This is a genomic window from Streptomyces sp. NPDC022910, from assembly GCF_055561075.1.
Map to the genome: position 1 here is coordinate 1 of NZ_JBVHHL010000061.1, position 19,515 is coordinate 19,515.

At 70.9% G+C, this 19,515-nt stretch carries 14 protein-coding genes, 4 tRNA genes, 1 other RNA gene and 1 pseudogene; 13 read left to right on the top strand and 7 right to left on the bottom strand.

Features of this window, described 5'->3' with window-relative positions:
• Positions 1-311: 311 nt before the first annotated feature.
• Positions 312-396, bottom strand: a tRNA-Ser gene (locus tag ACZ3TS_RS35355).
• Between the two features lie 73 nt (positions 397-469).
• Between ACZ3TS_RS35355 and ffs the strand changes: the two genes are divergently transcribed.
• The 6 genes from ffs to ACZ3TS_RS35385 all read left to right on the top strand — a co-directional run bounded on the left by ffs (position 470) and on the right by ACZ3TS_RS35385 (position 9,905).
• Positions 470-566: signal recognition particle sRNA small type (ffs, locus tag ACZ3TS_RS35360), an RNA gene on the top strand.
• 97 nt (positions 567-663) lie between these two features.
• On the top strand, positions 664-2,940 hold the full coding sequence (locus tag ACZ3TS_RS35365) for a DNA polymerase III subunit gamma and tau (RefSeq protein WP_467625939.1): 2,277 nt from the start codon (positions 664-666) through the stop codon (positions 2,938-2,940).
• Between the two features lie 181 nt (positions 2,941-3,121).
• Complete coding sequence (gene purD, locus ACZ3TS_RS35370; RefSeq protein WP_467625941.1) at positions 3,122-4,387, top strand: phosphoribosylamine--glycine ligase; 1,266 nt, start codon at positions 3,122-3,124, stop codon at positions 4,385-4,387.
• A gap of 446 nt (positions 4,388-4,833) precedes the next feature.
• Complete coding sequence (locus tag ACZ3TS_RS35375) at positions 4,834-7,011, top strand: hypothetical protein (protein ID WP_467625942.1); 2,178 nt, start codon at positions 4,834-4,836, stop codon at positions 7,009-7,011.
• Between the two features lie 409 nt (positions 7,012-7,420).
• Positions 7,421-8,920: a N,N-dimethylformamidase beta subunit family domain-containing protein gene (locus tag ACZ3TS_RS35380; RefSeq protein ID WP_467625944.1), complete on the top strand. Its 1,500-nt coding sequence runs from the start codon at positions 7,421-7,423 to the stop codon at positions 8,918-8,920.
• 85 nt (positions 8,921-9,005) lie between these two features.
• Positions 9,006-9,905, top strand: a complete 900-nt coding sequence (locus ACZ3TS_RS35385) for a phosphoribosylaminoimidazolesuccinocarboxamide synthase (RefSeq protein WP_467625945.1) — start codon at positions 9,006-9,008, stop codon at positions 9,903-9,905.
• A gap of 119 nt (positions 9,906-10,024) precedes the next feature.
• On the opposite strand, the gene ACZ3TS_RS35390 is transcribed toward ACZ3TS_RS35385, so the two are convergent.
• The 5 genes and pseudogenes from ACZ3TS_RS35390 to ACZ3TS_RS35410 all read right to left on the bottom strand — a co-directional run bounded on the left by ACZ3TS_RS35390 (position 10,025) and on the right by ACZ3TS_RS35410 (position 11,951).
• Positions 10,025-10,097, bottom strand: a tRNA-Gly gene (locus ACZ3TS_RS35390).
• 23 nt (positions 10,098-10,120) lie between these two features.
• A pseudogene (locus ACZ3TS_RS35395) lies at positions 10,121-10,731 on the bottom strand (response regulator).
• Positions 10,732-11,184: 453 nt separating this feature from the next.
• Positions 11,185-11,260: transfer RNA gene (locus ACZ3TS_RS35400), tRNA-Gly, on the bottom strand.
• A gap of 77 nt (positions 11,261-11,337) precedes the next feature.
• Positions 11,338-11,412, bottom strand: a tRNA-Gly gene (locus ACZ3TS_RS35405).
• Positions 11,413-11,633: 221 nt separating this feature from the next.
• A complete protein-coding gene (locus ACZ3TS_RS35410) occupies positions 11,634-11,951 on the bottom strand; it encodes a histone-like nucleoid-structuring protein Lsr2 (protein WP_329511451.1) in 318 nt (105 codons plus the stop codon).
• A 361-nt stretch (positions 11,952-12,312) separates the two neighbouring features.
• Here ACZ3TS_RS35410 and purS point away from each other — a divergent pair, with 361 nt between their 5' ends.
• The 3 genes from purS to purL are packed head-to-tail and all read left to right on the top strand — an operon-like array spanning position 12,313 to position 15,508.
• Positions 12,313-12,576 carry a phosphoribosylformylglycinamidine synthase subunit PurS gene (gene purS, locus ACZ3TS_RS35415; RefSeq protein WP_007383088.1) on the top strand — a complete coding sequence of 88 codons (264 nt, stop codon included), beginning with the start codon at positions 12,313-12,315 and terminating at the stop codon, positions 12,574-12,576.
• A complete protein-coding gene (gene purQ / locus ACZ3TS_RS35420; RefSeq protein ID WP_467625947.1) occupies positions 12,573-13,253 on the top strand; it encodes a phosphoribosylformylglycinamidine synthase subunit PurQ in 681 nt (226 codons plus the stop codon). Before purS ends, purQ begins: the two co-directional genes overlap by 4 nt.
• Complete coding sequence (gene purL / locus ACZ3TS_RS35425; RefSeq protein WP_467625948.1) at positions 13,250-15,508, top strand: phosphoribosylformylglycinamidine synthase subunit PurL; 2,259 nt, start codon at positions 13,250-13,252, stop codon at positions 15,506-15,508. The genes purQ and purL overlap by 4 nt, the downstream gene beginning before the upstream one ends.
• Before the next feature lie 62 nt (positions 15,509-15,570).
• Here the strand turns inward: purL and ACZ3TS_RS35430 are convergent, their stop codons facing one another.
• Positions 15,571-15,717 (bottom strand): hypothetical protein, encoded by a 147-nt coding sequence (locus ACZ3TS_RS35430; RefSeq protein ID WP_467625949.1) that lies wholly within the window; start codon positions 15,715-15,717, stop codon positions 15,571-15,573.
• An 87-nt stretch (positions 15,718-15,804) separates the two neighbouring features.
• Between ACZ3TS_RS35430 and ACZ3TS_RS35435 the strand changes: the two genes are divergently transcribed.
• The 4 genes from ACZ3TS_RS35435 (at position 15,805) to purF (ending at position 19,514) form a co-directional block, all read left to right on the top strand.
• Positions 15,805-16,167, top strand: coding sequence for a hypothetical protein (locus ACZ3TS_RS35435; RefSeq protein WP_467625951.1), 363 nt, complete (start codon positions 15,805-15,807; stop codon positions 16,165-16,167).
• Positions 16,168-16,193: 26 nt separating this feature from the next.
• A complete protein-coding gene (locus tag ACZ3TS_RS35440) occupies positions 16,194-16,991 on the top strand; it encodes a maleylpyruvate isomerase family mycothiol-dependent enzyme (RefSeq protein WP_467625952.1) in 798 nt (265 codons plus the stop codon).
• Between the two features lie 101 nt (positions 16,992-17,092).
• Complete coding sequence (locus ACZ3TS_RS35445; protein ID WP_467625953.1) at positions 17,093-17,902, top strand: META domain-containing protein; 810 nt, start codon at positions 17,093-17,095, stop codon at positions 17,900-17,902.
• Between the two features lie 85 nt (positions 17,903-17,987).
• Positions 17,988-19,514: an amidophosphoribosyltransferase gene (purF, locus tag ACZ3TS_RS35450; protein ID WP_467625955.1), complete on the top strand. Its 1,527-nt coding sequence runs from the start codon at positions 17,988-17,990 to the stop codon at positions 19,512-19,514.
• The last annotated feature ends 1 nt before the right edge of the window (position 19,515 follow it).

The window sequence follows — 19,515 nt, forward strand, 5'->3', positions numbered from 1 at the left end:
ACTACGCATCCGGTCTATAACCGGCCTCCGATCTGCGAGTTCACTCGAAATGCGCGACTTCGTGTCGCACCGATCAACGCCCACTGCTCGTCGGTCAAGTCGGTTGCGTACGGCATCCGTTCCATGCCAGCCACCCCATCATGCACACGACATGACACAAGGGCGGAACCGTCCAGTCACCCACGAACGGGTGACACCAGATCATCTGGAACGGGACTTAACGCCCTCTGAGACCAAAACTGAGACCACAGCACGACGAAGGCTCCGACCATGATCCGGTCGGAGCCTTCGTTTCCGCAGTTCAGCGGCTGCGGAGGATACGAGATTCGAACTCGTGAGGGGTTGCCCCCAACACGCTTTCCAAGCGTGCGCCCTAGGCCTCTAGGCGAATCCTCCGCCGGAAACATTACATGACGCCGGGGAGTGCTAGCGAACTCGTTCGGGCGCCCTGCGATCAGGTACGCTGGGCCTCAGCCCCTCACGCGGCGCTATCTGACTGAACTCCCCCAGGGCCGGAAGGCAGCAAGGGTAGGTTGGCTCTGGCGGGTGCGTGAGGGGTCTTCTGCGTTCCCGGGAGGAGTGCGGGCGCAGGCCCCTGGGACAGGTCGGGGAAGGAAGCTCGGGCGGGCCGCTTTGTCAGTGGGCGCCTATAACCTCGTATGCGTGTCCTCTCTCGCGCTGTACCGCCGCTATCGCCCGGAGTCGTTCGCCGAGGTCATCGGGCAGGAGCATGTCACCGGCCCGCTGCAGCAGGCGTTGCGGAACAACCGGGTCAATCACGCGTACCTGTTCAGCGGGCCGCGCGGCTGCGGGAAGACGACCAGTGCGCGGATCCTGGCCCGGTGCCTGAACTGTGAGAAGGGGCCGACGCCGACGCCGTGCGGCGAGTGCCAGTCCTGTCAGGACCTGGCGAGGAACGGGCCGGGTTCCATCGACGTCATCGAGATCGACGCCGCGTCGCACGGTGGTGTCGACGACGCCCGTGATCTGCGGGAGAAGGCCTTTTTCGGGCCCGCGAGCAGTCGGTACAAGATCTACATCATCGACGAGGCCCACATGGTCACGTCGGCCGGTTTCAACGCGCTGCTCAAGGTCGTCGAAGAGCCGCCCGAGCACCTCAAGTTCATCTTCGCGACCACCGAGCCCGAGAAGGTCATCGGGACGATCCGGTCGCGTACCCATCACTATCCCTTCCGTCTCGTGCCGCCGGGGACCCTTCGGGACTACCTCGCCGAGGTGTGCCAGAAGGAGAACATCCCCGTCGAGGACGGGGTCCTGCCGCTCGTGGTGCGCGCCGGTGCCGGGTCCGTGCGTGACTCCATGTCCGTCATGGACCAGTTGCTGGCGGGAGCCGGTGCCGACGGTGTGACGTATGCCATGGCCACCTCGCTGCTCGGGTACACGGACGGGTCGCTTCTCGACTCCGTCGTCGAGGCCTTCGCGTCCGGAGACGGCGCCGCCGCCTTCGAGGTGGTGGACCGGGTCATCGAGGGGGGCAACGATCCCCGGCGGTTCGTCGCCGACCTGCTGGAGCGGCTGCGGGACCTGGTGATCCTCGCCGCCGTGCCCGACGCCGCCGAGAAGGGGCTCATCGACGCCCCGGCCGACGTACTGGAACGGATGCAGGCCCAGGCGGGCGTCTTCGGCCCCGCCGAGCTCAGCCGTGCCGCCGACCTCGTCAACGAGGGGCTCACCGAGATGCGCGGGGCCACCTCGCCCCGGCTGCAACTCGAGCTGATCTGCGCCCGGGTTCTGCTGCCCGCCGCATACGGGGACGAGCGGTCGGTCATGGCCCGCCTGGACCGCCTGGAGCGGGGCGCCGACTTCTCCGGCGGCGGTGCGGCGCCAACCATGGGGTACGTGCCGGGGCCGGAAGTACACGGCGGGATGGCCGGGGGTCCGGTGCCGGAGGGTGCGGTGCCCGTGCCGTCCGGCGGCGGCGGTGCGGCGGCGGCCCGTGCCGCGGTGCGGGCCGGTGGCGCCTCGAGTTCGGGTGCGCAGAGCACCGGTGGCCCGATTGTCCAGGACGGCGGGGCGACGACGCCTGTCTCCGTGCCGCCGCCGACGCCCCAGGAGACTGCGCCCGCCGCCCCCGCCCCCGCGCCCCCCGCCCCCGCGGCGGCCCCGTCGCAGCCTCCCGCCGCCCCTGCCCCCGCCGCTCGGGGCGCCTGGCCCACTGCTGCCTCCGCAGGGGGCGGCCGACGGCCCGGCGGGTGGCCGACGGCGGCGCCCGCGGGAGGGGGGCAGCCCTCCGCCGCGCCCGTGCAACCGGCCGCGCCCGCGGCGGCCGCCCCGGCACCCGCCGCAGCCGCTCCGGCCGCGGCTGCCGCACCGGCGGCGGGCGGGCTCGACCCGCGCACGCTCTGGCCGAACGTGCTGGAGGCGGTGAAGAACCGCCGCCGCTTCACCTGGATCCTGCTGAGCCAGAACGCGCAGGTGGCCGGCTTCGACGGCACGACGCTGCAACTCGGCTTCGTGAACGCGGGCGCGCGGGACAACTTCCTGAGCAGCGGCAGCGAGGACGTACTGCGGCAGGCGCTGGCCGAGCAGTTCAACGTGCAGTGGAAGATCGAGGCGATCGTCGACCCCTCGGGCGGCTCGGCACCGCCGACCGCCGCGAGCTCAGGGTTCGGCGGCGGCGGTTTCCAGGCCGGAGGAGGCGGCGGTTACGGCGGTGGCGCCCCGGCCGCACCGCGTCCCGCAGCCCAGCAACCGACTCCGGTGACGCGTCCGGCCGCGCCGGCGACCCCGGCTCCGGCGCCGACGGCTCCCACCCCGGCGCCGCCCGCCGCCCCCGCCCCGGAGCGGCATGTGGTCGCTCCCGAGGACGACATGCCGGAGGACGACGACCCCGACCTCGACGAGTCGGCCCTCTCCGGCCATGAACTGATCGTGCGGGAGTTGGGGGCCACGGTGGTGGAGGAGTTCTCGAACGAATGAGGAGTTCTCCACCCATGACGAAGAGCCGAACAGCACCCATGACGAAGAGCGAACAGCCACCGGCGAGCAGCGAGTGACGGGTCTCCCCAGATCCGTCTTCGGAGGAAACCACAAGCCTCCGCTCCGGCCCGGCTCGGCAGCCCCCACAAGGCCACCCGTCCCCGCCGGTTAGGCTGACCCCGTGAAGGTCCTCGTCATCGGTAGCGGCGCCCGCGAACACGCCCTGTGCCGTTCCCTCTCCCTCGACCCCGACGTCACCGAGCTGCACTGCGCCCCCGGCAACGCGGGCATCGCCGAGGTGGCCCAGTTGCACCAGGTCGACGCCCTCGACGGAAAGGCCGTGGCCGCGCTGGCCACCGAGCTCGGCGCCGGGCTGGTCGTCGTGGGCCCGGAGGCGCCGCTCGTCGCGGGCGTCGCCGACGCGGTGCGCGACGCGGGGATCCCCGTCTTCGGCCCCTCCAAGGAGGCCGCACAGCTGGAGGGCTCCAAGGCCTTCGCCAAGGACGTGATGGCTGCGGCGGCCGTACCCACCGCGCGGTCGTACGTCTGCACGAACGCCGATGAGGTCGAGGTGGCGCTCGACGCCTTCGGTGCGCCCTACGTCGTGAAGGACGACGGTCTCGCCGCCGGCAAGGGCGTCGTGGTCACCTCCGACCTGGAAGCCGCGAGGGCGCACGCGGCCCGCTGCGAGCGCGTGGTCGTCGAGGAGTTCCTCGACGGTCCCGAGGTGTCTCTGTTCGCCATCACCGACGGAGAGACGGTCCTCCCGCTCCAGCCCGCCCAGGACTTCAAGCGCGCGCTGGACGACGACGAGGGCCCCAACACCGGCGGTATGGGCGCGTACTCGCCGCTCCCGTGGGCCGACCCGAAGCTGGTCGAGGAGGTCCTCACGACCGTTCTGCAGCCGACCGTCGACGAGATGCGCCGCCGCGGCACCCCCTTCTCCGGCCTGCTGTACGCGGGTCTGGCGATCAGCTCGCGCGGCGTACGGGTCATCGAGTTCAACGCCCGTTTCGGTGACCCGGAGACCCAGGTCGTCCTCGCCCGGCTGAAGACCCCGCTCGCCGGAGTGCTGCTGGCCGCGGCGAACGGCACCCTCAGCGACCTGGCGCCTCTGCGCTGGAGCGAGGACGCGGCCGTCACCGTGGTCGTGGCCTCGCACAACTACCCGGGCACCCCGCGAACCGGTGACCCGATCACCGGGCTCGACGAGGTGGCCGCCCAGGACGCCCCGCACGCCTACGTCCTGCACGCCGGTACCAGGCGCGAGGGCGACGTGGTGGTGAGCGCGGGCGGCCGCGTGCTGTCCGTCACGGCGACCGGCGCCGACCTGGCCCAGGCGCGCCGGCGGGCGTACACGGCGGTGGACCGCATCGGGCTCGAGGGCTCCCAGCACCGTACGGACATCGCGGCGAAGGCGGCGGAGGCTGCGGAGGCCGGCGCCTGAAACCCTGAGCCGTGGCCCGGCCCGTCTCGGGCCGGGCCGGGACGGCGATGAGCCCCGCCGCGGGCGACCCGGGAAGAACCCCATGGGCCCCGAATCCATCTCAGGATTCGGGGTCCTTGCCGTGAAGCGGGGATCCGGGATCCGTGCCGCGGTGTCTGTACGCGTCGGTGTGTGCCACCACGCGTCGGTGTGTGCCATTACGCGTCGGTGTGCAATCGGGGGCCCGGTCCTTGCCCTGCGTCATCCACCTTTCCCCAAAGCCATTCCATCGAGTGAGCGGTGACCCATCCGGCTGACGAGGGCGAGGGCCCCAACTAGGGTGCGGCGCAAGCGTTCCGGCACTTGGCCCACCGGCATTGCGATGTCAGTCGTGGGTGCCACAGTGGGGGAGTGAGCAACGCACGGGCATCCGGCGGCGACTGCTGTGACGAGGATCGTCACGGCGCATGCCGCGCGGAGCAGAGGCGCGACAGAGGGGGTGTCGTCCGGTCGTGACCGGGACGGGTGTGGAGGTGGGTGCGCAGGCCGCGCGCTCTCGGGCCCTTGCCGTACTGCGGATCCGCAGCAGGGCGCTGGCCGTCGCCCTGCTGCCCGCCGCCGTCGCCGTCGTGCTCCTCGTGGGCCGCTCCACCGGTCATATCAGCGGTGGGCACTGGGGGATCGCGCGGTGGGTCGCCACCGTTCTCGCCGCAGTGGTCCTGCTCGCCGCCGCCGGCATCGCCCTCGTCGTCGCCCGCGCCCGCCCGGCCGTGAGCCCGACGGTTCCGGTCACGGAGAACGCGGCCCCCGATCTGTACCGGATGGTCCGCGACCTGGCCGACCGCCTCGACGTCCCCGCCCCGTCCGCCATAGCGCTCACCCCGGACTGCGACAGCTGGCTGGAGGACCGCACCCACCCCGCCCATGGCCCACCGCCGCGGTCGGGGGACGAGATATCCGGCATACGCGGCATACGCGGTCTGCCGACTGCCCGGCATCAGCGGGTTCCCACCGCGCCCGTGCTCGTCATCGGCTCCCCGTTCCTCTGGTGGATGAGGGTGGGCGAGCTGCGCGCGGTGCTCGCCCCGGTTGTCGCCGGTACGGGGCCGTCGGCGCACCCGGACATAGCTGCGGCTCGGCGTTTCGTGCGGGGGCTGGACGCCGCCGTGGCCGTGACGTCCGCACCCACGCACGGCCCCCTGATCCGTAGGGTGCTGGGCGGCGTGGGCTGGGTGTCCCGCCTGCTGCTGCGGAGCTGCCGAGTGCATGCGGAGGAGATGGAGCGGGGGGTCGCGTCGGCCGCGGCCGAGCGTGCACAGGCTGTGGACTACGGCCTGCGGATCGTCGCGCAGGAGCAGGTGGGTCTCGCGTACGCCGGGTGGGACCGGCTGCTGACCCGGGTCGCGCTGCCGGCCTGGCGGATGGGCCGCTGGCCCTCGCGCCTGGACGCGGGCGTGGTCGCGGCGCTCACGGAGCTCTCGCGCCGGGACCGTCTCGCCGAGGGGTTCGCCTCCCGTCTGGGTGAGCGGCCGGCCTGTGACCTGCTGGAGGAGCCAGGAGCGGTGGACGAGGCCGCGTCGCTGCTGGCGGCCCGGCTGTTCCACGGAGGCCCGGCGGAGCGCGGCCCGGACTGGGCTCCGGTCGACTGGCAGGAGTACCCGGACGAGGTCGTCGACCGCAAGTGGCGCACGGACGCGGCCCGTCTCCACCGGGTCCTGGACGCCCTGGGCGTCCACCACGCGACGCACCCGAGCATGCCCGACCCGGGCGGGCCGACGCTGGAACGAGTGCTGGAGTACCTGACGGTCCGGGCGGGCGGCCGCCAGGGAAGCGCGCCGACATCCGAGGGCGGCCGCGACGGCGTACGCGTCCCGCGCGCCGAGGCCGTCCGCGACGGGGAGTCCCTGCGGGACGGTGAGGGGCCGGTCCCTGTTGAGGGGTGTGCGCCGAGCGAGGGGGCGGCTCCCGGCGATGCCGCCCGTGCTTCGCGCGCCGAAGCGGCTTCCCGTAGGGGCGACGGTCCGGTTTCCGGCGACGGGAGTGTGCCGTCCGTCGAGGGCGGCCGCGACGGCGTACGCGTCCCTCACGCCGATGCCGCCGCCGACGCAGTGGCCCCCCGCAGGGGCGACGGACCGATCGCCGACGACGGCGCCGCGTCCCGCGCAACGGCCGCGTCCGGCGGCGATGCGGGGCGCGCCGGTGAGGTGGCCGTCCCCGACGAGGACGGCGTGGTCGCCAGTGTGCGAACCGCCGCTCTGGCCGCCGGGCTCAGCGCCGAGATGGTGCGGGAGGAGGCGGTCGTCGCGACGATACCGGGCGGCGCCAGTGGGCAGCCTCCGGGACCGGACCGTACGTTGTGGGACGACGCGTGGCTCCCGCTGTTCCCGCTCCAGCCACCCCGCACCGGTCGCGAACTGCTCGTCGACCACGTCACCGCGATGGTGTGCTGCGCCGCGATGGACACGGCCGGAGCGGCGCCGGGTCTCGACTGGCTGGACGGCCCGTCCCTGCTGGTCAGGGGCGAGCGCGCGGCCGATCTGGCGCCCCGGATCCTCACCCTCGTCGAGGAGGGGGACCCGGTTCCGCTGCGTACCTGGCTGCTCCGCCTGGGCGTGCGCCCCGAGAAGCCGGTCCGGTTGGTCTGAGCCGGAAGCCGGAAGCCGGAAGCCGGAAGCCGGAAGCCGGAAGCCGGAAGCCGGAAGCCGGAAGCCAGGACCGGCCACCGGTCACCGGAACCGGCCACGGGCAACGGCCACGGCAATCGGATCGCCACCCGGTCGCCGCTCTCCCCCAAGGCCCCTGCCATCCCGCTGCCCCGGCTCTGGTCTCTCAGGTCGAGGCCCGACGGCCCCGGTGTCCCCACCCCGCCCACCTGCGGTAACGCCACTCGCTCCGCCGCCGCAACCCAGACCCCTGGCCGCAGGATCCCACTCCGTTCACGTCAATTCGCGACGAACGGTGACGGAGTGCGTGCGTAATGTGATGTGCTGGGACCGATCGCGTACGACGCAAGGGCTTACGACGGCTCACGGGGGACGAGGGAGGGGACATCGCATGGGGTCGGAGCACATCCGCCGCTGGGAGTCGGGCGCTCTCGCACACGCCGTGACGGATCCTTTCGGCCAGGGCCCCGTCCCCTGGCTCCGGGGCAGCGAGACATACTTCGACGACACGGGCCAGGTGGTCCCCTGGTACGTGGATCCGGCCCCGGCCCACGTCCCGTCCCAGGGACACAAGGGAGCGCGCATCCCGGCGCCCCGCACCGGCGGCCCCCGCTCCGCCGACGACGTCCACCGCCAGATCAAGGGTTTCACCTCCACCGGCGCGGCGGCCCCCGGCGAGGCCATCGACTTCCACATCACCGTGGACCCGCCCCAGGAGTTCGCCGTCGACGTGTACCGGATCGGGCACTACGGCGGTGACGGTGCATCCAAGATCACCACCAGCCCCAGGCTCTCCGGCATCGTCCAGCCGCCGCCGCTGACCGCCGACCGCACGGTCTCCTGCCACCACTGGTGGCTCTCCTGGCGGCTGCAGATCCCGTCGTACTGGAGCATCGGCGCGTACGTCGCCGTCCTCACCACCGCCGACGGCTACCGATCCCACGTCCCCTTCACCGTGCGCGACAGCCGCCTGGCGGACCTTCTCCTGCTGCTCCCGGACATCACCTGGCAGGCGTACAACCTCTACCCGGAGGACGGCCGCACCGGCGCCAGCCTCTACCACGCCTGGGACGCGAACGGCCGGCTGCTCGGCGAGGCCGACGCCGCCACGACGGTCTCCTTCGACCGCCCGTACGCGGGCGCGGGCCTCCCGCTGCACGTCGGTCACGCCTACGACTTCATCCGCTGGGCCGAGCGCTACCACTACGACCTCTCCTACGCCGACGCTCGCGATCTGCACGCCGGCCGCGTCGACCCCACCCGCTACCGCGGCCTCGTCTTCCCCGGCCACGACGAGTACTGGTCGCCACAGATGCGCCGCACCGTGGAACTCGCCCGGGAGAACGGCACCTCGCTCGTCTTCCTGTCCGCCAACACCATGTATTGGCAGGTGGAGTTGGGTCCGTCCCCGTCCGGTGTCCCCGACCGCCTGCTCACCTGCCGCAAGCGCCGCGGGCCCGGAAAGCCCGCGCTGTGGCGGGAAATCGATCGTCCCGAGCAGGAGATGATCGGCATCCAGTACGCGGGCAGGGTTCCCGAGCCCCATCCCCTCGTCGTCCGCAACGCCGACCACTGGCTGTGGGAGGCGACCGGCGCGGATGAGGGGGAGGAGCTGGCGGGGTTGGTCGCCGGGGAGGCGGACCGTTACTTCCCGCGTGCCCCGCTGCCCGAGCACCAGGGCCGCATCCTGCTCGCCCACTCTCCGTACGAGGACAGCGAGGGCGTGCAGCGCCACCAGGAGACCTCCCTCTACCGTGCCCCCTCCGGCGCTCTGGTCTTCGCATCCGGAACGTTCGCCTGGTCTCCGGCGCTGGACCGCCCCGGTCACGTGGACACCCGTATTCAGCAGGCGACCGCGAACCTCCTGGACCGCATCTGCAAACGGGGCTGACGGGGACCCGACCGGCCCCGGGGACCGGCTCGCCGCCCGCATACGGGAGAATCGAGCCAATTGGAGAGAACCACGGGGAGGAACCGTGTCCGGATTCGTCGAAAAGCCCGAGCCCGTCCAGGTGCCGGGTCTGGTGCATCTTCACACCGGAAAGGTGCGCGAGCTGTACCAGAACGAGGCGGGCGACCTCGTGATGGTCGCCAGCGACCGTACGTCCGCATTCGACTGGGTGCTGCCGACCGAGATCCCGGACAAGGGCCGGATCCTCACCCAGCTGTCGCTCTGGTGGTTCGACCAGCTCGCCGACCTGGTCCCGAGCCACGTCCTGAGCACCGAACTCCCGCCCGGTGCCCCCGCCGACTGGGCCGGCCGCACTCTCGTCTGCAAGTCCCTGAGCATGGTCCCCGTGGAGTGCGTGGCGCGCGGCTACCTCACCGGCTCGGGTCTCGCCGAGTACAACGAGTCCCGCACCGTCTGCGGCCTCGCCCTCCCCGAGGGCCTGGTCGACGGCTCGGAGCTGCCCGCGCCGATCTTCACCCCCGCCACCAAGGCCGCGGTCGGCGAGCACGACGAGAACGTCTCCTATGAGGAGGTCGCCCGCCAGGTCGGTGCCGAGACCGCCGCCCAGCTGCGGCAGGCGACCCTCGCCGTCTACGGCCGCGCCCGCGACATCGCCCGGGAGCGCGGGATCATCCTCGCGGACACCAAGTTCGAGTTCGGTCACGACGGGGACACCCTCGTCCTCGCCGACGAGGTCCTCACCCCGGACTCCTCCCGCTTCTGGCCGACCGACCAGTGGGAGCCGGGCCGGTCGCAGCCGTCTTTCGACAAGCAGTTCGTACGGGACTGGCTCACCTCCCCGGCCTCCGGCTGGGACCGCGCGAGCGAGCAGCCTCCGCCGCCGCTGCCGCCGGAGATCGTGGCGGCGACCCGGGCGAAGTACGCGGAGGCGTACGAGCGTCTGACGGGCGTCCGCTGGTCCTGACCGCAGTGGGGCCCGGCGACCCGCCGGGCCTCGTGCGGGAGCGCCTTCAGTCCACCCGGTGCCGGGGATCCGGACGCACACGGAAAAGCCCCCGGCCTCAGCCGGGGGCTTTTCTCCGGAGCGGACGACGAGGCTCGAACTCGCGACCTCAACCTTGGCAAGGTTGCGCTCTACCAACTGAGCTACGTCCGCACTGCGCTGCTGCGCGAGAGCAACTATACCCAACCTCGCTCGTGTGCGAGACGCACCGCCGCAGGACGGTTTTCCACCCCGAGTTTCGAGACGGCCGACGGCAGATGGTTCCGCACGGTCCCCGGCGACAGCCTGCCCGCCCGGCGATCTCTGCCACCGGTGCCCCGTCGGCGGAGAATTCGAGCACCTCGGCCTCCCGCGCGGTTGAGCGGCGAGTCCCCGGTGAAGAGCGCGTGGGCGGCCAACTCGGGGTCCATCTAGCCGTTTCACGCTTGCACGGTGCGGATGATCTCTGCGAGCCGCCGGGCGCTGACGGTCTTCGGGACGAACCCGCGCACGCCCGCCTCCGGCGCCCGCTTCACATGCCGGGGGCGCCCGTGACCGGTCATGATCAGTACCTGGCACCCCGGTAGTTCGGTCCGCAGCGATGTGGCCACGTTCACACCGCCTTCCCGCATCCGAAAGATCCAGCACGGCCACGTCGGGACGGTGTGCCCGCACCATCGCCGGCACCTCGGGTCGGTTCGCCGCCGCCGCGAGACCAGGCCGTCCTCGAGGGCGAGCAGCGTGGCGAGCGTCCCCGGATGAGGTGCTCGCCGTCGGCAGCAGCCGGGCGGGGTCGAGAAGACATCATGAAGTGACCTTGATCCACCCCGGAGCCGACTGCACCGGGCAGGCAGCCGGCGGCCGAGCCGGTCACCGTGCAGTCGATGCCCGCGGCCGCCAGCACGCCCTGGGCACCCGCCAGTTCGGCCTCAGGGCGACCTCGCAATAACCGCGCACCACCTCGCGGAACTCTCTCTGCGACTCCTGCGCGCTCCACGTCCCAGGCTCCGCGGCGTGCCGTCGGCCTCAGCCGCGAGAGACCCTCCAGCAGTTCGACCGTGGGGTCTTGCCCGCGCTGTTGGTGCCGAGGAGCGCGAGGAGCTCGCCGCGGGCCATCGAGAAGGTGATCCTGCGCGGCCCCTAAGCCGCCCCGTACACGTGCCGCAGGTCAGTGACCTCGATCACTTCGTCGGGTTCGTTCGGAGGGCCCGGTGGACGCGCACGAGAAAGGCCCCGGTCGACTGACCGGGGCCTTCACTCCTGGAGCGGACGACGAGGCTCGAACTCGCGACCTCAACCTTGGCAAGGTTGCGCTCTACCAACTGAGCTACGTCCGCATTGCCCCCGACCGGCTCTCACCGATCGGTGCGAGCACCAGCCTACCTGATCCACAAGTGTGGTCGGACCGATGCCGTGGAGCGGGTGACAGGGATTGCACACTGCGCCTCCCCCTTGGAAAGGGGGTGTTCTGCTACTGAACTACACCCGCGTGACTCCTCGGGGTTATGCCTTCCGGCCTCGCCCCTCGGCGTGGTCCAGACTCTAGCTGATCACCAGGGGGTCAACGCAAGTCGGTTGCGTGCGGGGCCCGATGGCCGGCGCCGGAGGGTTGGAGGCGGGGAGCCGGAGTGCCCCAGTGCGGGCGTGACCAAGGGCGGGTCCGGCCGGTACGACGCCGCCCCGACCGTGCCGGCCGGGGCGGCGAGCGCTTCAGTGCGCCTCTGCGAACGCCTCGTAGACCTTCTTCGGGATGCGACCCCGCGGCGGCACGTCCATCTTGTTGGAGCGTGCCCAGGCGCGGACGGCCGCCGGGTCCGGCGTCAACGCCGTGTGCGTGTACGCCTTCCCGGACTTCGCCTTCTTGCGGCCGGCCTCGACGTACGGCGCGAGCACCTTACGCAGTTTCTTGGCATTGGCTTGATTGAGGTCGATCTCGTACGACTTGCCGTCCAGTCCGAAGACGATCGTTTCCGCCGCTTCTGAGCCGTCGATGTCGTCAAAGAGAGTGACCACGACACGCTGCGCCACGAATATCGGTCCCTTCGTGCGGCACCTCCGCGATCGCACACCATGACGTGCACAGACGTCCGGCGGATGTCGGGAAGATGTCGACTGTCCGGCAGTAATTGAGCAAAGTATCGGCTATTGCCATTTCCTTTGTACAGTGCCCGGCATTGCATCGTGAAGACCGACTGAATACCTCCGCGTGTCCGCGCGCAATGGCCCGTCCTCGCTCTTCTGCGGTTTTTCCGAGGATTTTCCGTGCGAGGCCCCGCGCCGATGCAGGATCGTGATGGCGGTCACGTAGGATGCTACGAATCTACGCGAGTAGAAATTTTGTGCGGGTAGTCTGAAGGAACCTGCTCAGCACCACACACCGGGAGTGCCAGTGGCACGCGTCGTAGTCGACGTCATGCTCAAGCCGGAGATCCTCGACCCCCAGGGCCAGGCGGTGCAGCGCGCACTGCCGCGACTGGGTTTCGACGGCATCTCCGACGTACGTCAGGGAAAGCGATTCGAACTGGAAGTTGACGGGCCGGTCGACGAGGCCGCGCTCGCCCGCATCCACGATCTTGCGGAATCCTTCCTCGCCAACACCGTGATCGAGGACTTCACCGTCAAGGTGGAGGAAGTCGCGGAGGCGGCGAAGTGACCGCTCGTATTGGCGTCGTCACTTTCCCGGGGAGTCTCGACGACCGGGACACCCAGCGCGCGATCCGCCTCGCGGGCGCCGAACCGGTCGCCCTCTGGCACAAGGACAAGGACCTCGAGCAGGTCGACGCCGTGGTGCTGCCGGGTGGTTTCTCCTACGGCGACTATCTGCGTGCCGGTGCCATCTCGCGCTTCTCGCCGGTGATGGAGACGGTCATCGAGCAGGCGAAGGCCGGACTTCCGGTCCTCGGCATCTGCAACGGCTTCCAGATCCTCACCGAGGCCCACCTCCTCCCGGGCGGGATGCTCGGCAACGACCACCTCCACTTCATCTGCCGCGACCAGAAACTGCGGGTGGAGAACGCGGAGACCGCCTGGACCAGCGACTACACCGCAGGCCAGGAGATCCACATTCCGCTGAAGAACATGGACGGCCGGTATGTCGCCGACGAGTACACGCTCGACAAGCTGGAGGCGGAGGGCCGGGTCGTCTTCCGGTACCTCGACTTCAATCCCAATGGCTCTCTCCGGGACATCGCCGGCATCACCAACGAGGCCGGGAACGTCGTCGGCCTCATGCCGCACCCCGAGCACGCCGTCGAGTCGCTGATCGGTACCGGTCGTACCGACGGCCTCCTGTTCTTCACCTCGATCCTCAAGAAGCTGGTCAACGTATGAGCCGGACGCCTCTGGACACGGTCGAGCACGCGGCCGCGACCCCCGACGTCGAGCTGCCCTGGGCCGAACTCGGTCTGAAGAAGGACGAGTACGAGCGGATCGTCGAGATCCTGGGCCGCCGCCCGACCGGCGCCGAGCTCGCCATGTACTCGGTCATGTGGTCCGAGCACTGCTCGTACAAGAGCAGCAAGGTCCATCTGCGCCAGTTCGGCGAGAAGGCCCCGGACTCCGACGCCCTGCTCGTCGGCATCGGCGAGAACGCGGGCGTCGTCGACGTCGGCCAGGGCTACGCGGTCACCTTCAAGGTCGAGTCGCACAACCACCCCTCGTACGTCGAGCCGTACCAGGGCGCCGCGACCGGCGTCGGCGGCATCGTGCGCGACATCATCGCGATGGGCGCGCGGCCGGTCGCCGTCGTGGACCCGCTGCGCTTCGGCGCGGCCGACCACCCCGACACCAAGCGTGTCCTGCCGGGCGTCGTGGCCGGCATCGGTGGCTACGGCAACTGCCTGGGCCTGCCCAACATCGGCGGCGAGGTCGTCTTCGACTCCTGCTACCAGGGCAACCCGCTGGTCAACGCCGGAGCCATCGGTGTCATGCGGCACGAGGACATCCACCTCGCGAAGGCGTCCGGGGCGGGCAACAAGGTCGTCCTGTACGGCGCCCGTACGGGTGGTGACGGCATCGGCGGCGCCTCGATCCTCGCCTCCGAGACCTTCGACGACGCGAAGCCCTCCAAGCGCCCCGCCGTGCAGGTCGGCGACCCCTTCCAGGAGAAGCTCCTCATCGAGTGCACCCTGGAGGCGTTCAAGGAGAAGCTGGTCGTCGGCATCCAGGACCTCGGTGCGGCCGGTCTGTCCTGTGCCACGTCCGAGCTGGCCTCCAACGGCTCCGGCGGCATGCGCGTGACCCTGGACGACGTACCGCTGCGCGACTCCACGCTCTCGCCCGAGGAGATCCTCATGAGCGAGTCGCAGGAACGCATGTGCGCGGTCGTCGAGCCGGAGAAGGTCGAGCGGTTCCTGGAGATCTGCGAGAAGTGGGACGTCATCGCCACCGTCATCGGTGAGGTGACCGACGGGGACCGTCTGGAGATCTACTGGCACGGCGGGAAGATCGTCGACGTCGACCCGCGGACGGTCGCGCACGAGGGCCCGGTCTACGAGCGCCCGTACGCCCGTCCGGAGTGGCAGGACGCCCTCCAGGCGGACGACGCGAACAAGCTCCCGCGGCCGGAGACCGCCCAGGAGCTGAAGGACCAGGTCCTGAAGCTGGTGTCGTCCCCCAACCAGGCATCCAAGAAGTGGATCACCTCTCAGTACGACCACTTCGTGCAGGGCAACACGGTCCTCGCCCAGCCCGAGGACTCCGGGATGATCCGCGTCGACGAGGAGTCCGGGCTCGGCGTCGCCATCGCGACGGACGGCAACGGCCGGTACGCGAAGCTCGACCCGTACGCGGGCGCGCAGCTCGCCCTCGCCGAGGCGTACCGCAATGTGGCGACCACCGGTGCCAAGCCGCTGGCCGTCTCCGACTGCCTGAACTTCGGCTCGCCCGAGGACCCGGCCGTCATGTGGCAGTTCGCGGAGGCCGTCCGCGGCCTCGCGGACGCCTGTCAGCAGCTGGGGACCCCGGTGACCGGCGGTAACGTCTCCCTGTACAACCAGACGGGCGAGGCGGCCATCCACCCGACGCCCGTGGTGGCGGTGCTGGGTGTCATCGACGACGTCGCCCGCCGTACGCCCGTCGCCTTCCAGGAGGAGGGGCAGCTGCTCTACCTCCTCGGCGACACCCGTGAGGAGTTCGGAGGTTCGGCCTGGTCGCAGGTCGTCCACGACCACCTCGGCGGTCTGCCCCCGCAGGTCGACCTGGAGCGCGAGCGGCTGCTCGGCGAGATCCTCATCTCGGCCTCCCGCGACGGCATGATCGACTCCGCGCACGACCTGTCCGACGGCGGTCTGATCCAGGCCGTGGTCGAGTCGGCGCTGCTCGGCGGCAAGGGTGCGCGGCTCATCGTGCCGGACGGGCTCGGCGCGTTCACCTTCCTCTTCTCCGAGTCGGCCGGCCGTGCGCTCGTCGCGGTGCCGCGCTCGGAGGAGGTCCGCTTCAACGACATGTGCGGGGCGCGCGCTCTGCCCGTCACCCGTATCGGTGTCGTGGACGGTGACACGGTCGAGCTCCAGGGCCAGTTCGAGCTGTCGCTGGAGGAGCTGCGGAAGGCCCACGAGGAGACCATTCCGGCGCTGCTCGCGTAAGCGGTTCTACGACGGTGAAGGCCCCGCCCGTTCCGACGGGCGGGGCCCTCACCATGTGGGCGTCAGACCGCGACGGGCTCGCTCGCGGGTTCCGAAGCGCCCTGCGCCGGGCGGGACCTGGGCAGCCGCACCGCCGGCACCAGGCACACCGCCATCAGCGCGGCCCCGCAGACGAACACGCCGTCCATCGCGTCGACGTAGGCCTCCACTCCGGCCGTACGCGCCGCGCCCGTCAGGGAAGAGAGGGGGCCGGGCCCGTCGTACAGCCGGGTGATGAGGGTGCCGAAGACGGCGGCGTGCCCAGGGCCGTGCCCAGGGTCTGGAAGAAGCGGATGCCGGTCGGCGCCACAGGCCTGCACAGTGAGCCGTTCGCCCGCCGGATCCGCGAGGTGATCATGGCGACGCCCGTGCTGATGAAACGCGCCTACGTCGAGTCGGAGAAGGGCGCACGCGAACTGGCCGACCTGCTCGCCGAGGAGACCGGCGACGCCACGCTCGCCATGATCGCCGCCGCCACGCTGACCGCCGCCCGCAACGCCCTCGTCGAGGAGCACCACCGCCGCGTCGACGGCGGCGAGACCGTCGACGAGGTCGCCGCCGGCGCCGCCGAACGCGCCCACCGCGCCTTCGACCTGATCGCGAAAGGCCTGAACGGGTAACGGGGTCAAGGCATAGGCTCACCGCCATGCCCCCGGCCAAGAAGCGCACACGGACATACGACCCCGCCAAGACCCGCGCCGCGGTCCTCGCCCAGTTCGGGAACGTACGGGAGGCCGTGGGGAGCCTCACATCGGAGCAGCTCGCGCTTCCCACCCGGCTCGGGGACTGGACCGTACGGGAACTGCTCGCACACACCGGGATGGCCCTCGCGGCGGTCGGCCGGTTCCTCGACAGGCCGGAGCCACCCAGGCAGGACGCCGCCGTGCTCGACTGGCCGTTCGCGACCTCGGCCGACTCCGCGGCCATCGCCGACGTCGCCCACCGGCTGGGCGAGCAGCACCCCGACCTCGGCGCCTTCCTCGCCGACGTGGAGAAGCAGTTCACCCACCGCCTCGCCGAACACCCCGCAACCCGGCTGCTCGACACCAACGCGGGGGCGATGCCGCTCGCCGACTACCTCGTCACCCGCACCGTCGAACTCGTCGTCCACACCGACGACCTGAACGCCGCCGTCCCGGATCTCGACATCCCCTACGACCGCCAGGCCCTCGCCGCCGCAACCCGCCTGCTCGCCGACGCGCTCGCCGCGAAGGCGCCCGGCGCCTCCACCGAGGTGCGCATCCCGCCGTACGCCGTCGTGCAGTGCATCGAGGGTCCACGCCATACCCGCGGCACCCCGCCGAACGTCGTGGAGACCGACCCGCTGACCTGGATCCGGCTGGCGACGGGCCGCATGGAGTGGGAGGCCGCCCTCGCCGACGCCAAGGTCGCCGCGAGCGGTGAGCGGGCCGACCTCAGTGGTCTGTTGCCACTCATGGTGTGACAGCCCGGTCATGTCATGGTGGGGCAACCTGGTCAAGGTGTGACAGTCCGGTCCCTGCGCCCCGCGTGGAACCGCCCCCGAGCCCCGCCCGTCCCACCCCCATGGACAAGCACCGACTGGCCCTCACCGTCCTGACCCTGCTCCCGCTCGCGGTGGCCTGCGGTACCGAAGCCGGTTCGGGCAGCGGCAGCAGTTCCGTGGGCTCGGACACCGACGCGCCCGTCACCGGCGTCCACTGGCGCGTCGAGAGCCTCACCGCCGACGGCAGCACCAGGAACGCACCGACCGGCGCGTACCTCCGGATCGACGACCACGGCCGGGCCCGCGGCAACTACGGCTGCAACAGCTTCGGCGCGTCCGTCACCGTGCGGGGCGACCGCGTCGACTTCGGCCCCGCCCAGTCCACCGACATGGCCTGCGAGAAGTCCCCGATGGCGTTCGAGGCGGCTTTCTCCCGCACGCTCGCGGGCGGTTCGCTCACCGCTGCCGGCGAGCGGGACCGGCTGACGCTCACCGCGGGAAACGGGGACCGCGTGCGCCTCATCAAGGAGAGCGACGCGTCCCTGTACGGCACCAGGTGGCAGGTCACGTCGCTGGTGGACGGCGACGTCGCCTCCTCGCTTCCCGCCGAGGCGACGGGCAGGGCCTGGTTCATCCTCGACCAGAAGACCGGCACGGCGTCGGGCAGCCTCGGCTGCAACCGGTTCACGGCGAAGGCGACCGTACGCGACGGTCACCTCACCCTGGGCACGCCCAAGGTGACCCGCAGGATGTGCGACGGCTCACTCATGGACACCGAGAAGGCGCTCGGCAAGCTCTTCGGGCAGGCGCTCTCCTACCGGCTCGACCACCGCAGCATCGCGCTGACCAGCGAGAACGGCAAGGGCGTCAACGCGGTCACCGAGCCCTGACCCCGGATCTCCGACGAGGTCGAAAGCCCTGCAGCGCGGACGACCGGATTCGGAACCGTGCACGATCTCGCCTACACTCGATGCCGTGCCACGTGGTGACGGTCGACTCAATCACGATCTGCTCCCCGGTGAGAAAGGCCCCCAGGACGCGTGTGGCGTCTTCGGTGTCTGGGCCCCGGGTGAAGAGGTCGCAAAACTGACGTACTTCGGGCTCTACGCCCTCCAGCACCGGGGTCAGGAATCCGCGGGTATCGCGGTCAGCAACGGCTCCCAGATCCTCGTCTTCAAGGACATGGGCCTGGTCTCCCAGGTCTTCGACGAGACCTCGCTCGGTTCGCTCCAGGGTCACATCGCGGTCGGACACGCCCGCTACTCGACCACCGGCGCCTCCGTCTGGGAGAACGCACAGCCGACGTTCCGCGCCACGGCGCACGGCTCGATCGCGCTCGGTCACAACGGCAACCTCGTCAACACGGCGCGGCTCGCCGAGATGGTCGCCGACCTGCCCAAGGAGAACGGCCGCGCCACTCAGGTCGCCGCCACGAACGACACCGACCTCGTCACCGCCCTTCTGGCCGGCCAGGTCGACGACGACGGCAAGCCGCTGACGGTCGAGGAGGCGGCGGCCAAGGTCCTGCCCCAGGTCAAGGGCGCCTTCTCGCTGGTCTTCATGGACGAGCAGACCCTTTACGCGGCCCGTGACCCGCAAGGCATCCGCCCCCTGGTCCTCGGGCGTCTGGAGCGCGGTTGGGTCGTCGCCTCCGAGACCGCCGCGCTCGACATCACGGGCGCCAGCTTCATCCGCGAGATCGAGCCGGGCGAGTTCGTCGCGATAGACGAGAACGGTCTGCGGACGTCTCGCTTCGCGGAAGCGAAGCCCCGTGGCTGTGTCTTCGAGTACGTGTACCTGGCCCGCCCGGACACCGACATCGCCGGCCGGAACGTCCATCTCTCCCGTGTCGAGATGGGCCGCCGCCTCGCCAAGGAGGCCCCCGCCGATGCCGATCTGGTGATAGCGACGCCCGAGTCCGGCACCCCGGCGGCGATCGGCTACGCGGAGGCATCCGGCATCCCGTTCGGCTCCGGTCTGGTGAAGAACGCGTACGTCGGCCGCACCTTCATCCAGCCCTCGCAGACGATCCGCCAGCTCGGCATCCGTCTGAAGCTGAACCCCCTCAAGGAAGTCATCAAAGGCAAGCGCCTGGTCGTCGTCGACGACTCGATCGTGCGCGGCAACACCCAGCGGGCGCTGGTGCGGATGCTGCGTGAGGCAGGCGCCGCCGAGGTTCACATCCGGATCTCCTCCCCGCCCGTGAAGTGGCCCTGCTTCTTCGGTATCGACTTCGCCACCCGCGCCGAGCTGATCGCCAACGGCATGTCGGTCGACGAGATCGGCCGGTCCCTCGGCGCGGACTCTCTGGCGTACATCTCCCTCGACGGCATGATCGAGGCGACCACCATCGCCAAGCCGAACCTGTGCCGCGCCTGCTTCGACGGCGAGTACCCGATGGAGCTGCCCGACCCGGAGCTGCTGGGCAAGCAGCTGCTGGAGACCGAGCTGGCGGCCGGTCCCGCCGCCACGGCCGCGGCCGACGCGATCCGTCGTCCCTGAG

Excerpts from the sequence above, each read along its gene's own strand:
- ACZ3TS_RS35375 (WP_467625942.1), top strand. The coding sequence starts at position 4,834 with ATGCCGCGCGGAGCAGAGGCGCGACAGAGGGGGTGTCGTCCGGTCGTG.
- ACZ3TS_RS35380 (WP_467625944.1), top strand. The coding sequence starts at position 7,421 with ATGGGGTCGGAGCACATCCGCCGCTGGGAGTCGGGCGCTCTCGCACAC.
- purL (WP_467625948.1), top strand. The coding sequence starts at position 13,250 with ATGAGCCGGACGCCTCTGGACACGGTCGAGCACGCGGCCGCGACCCCC.
- ACZ3TS_RS35440 (WP_467625952.1), top strand. The coding sequence starts at position 16,194 with ATGCCCCCGGCCAAGAAGCGCACACGGACATACGACCCCGCCAAGACC.
- ACZ3TS_RS35445 (WP_467625953.1), top strand. The coding sequence starts at position 17,093 with ATGGACAAGCACCGACTGGCCCTCACCGTCCTGACCCTGCTCCCGCTC.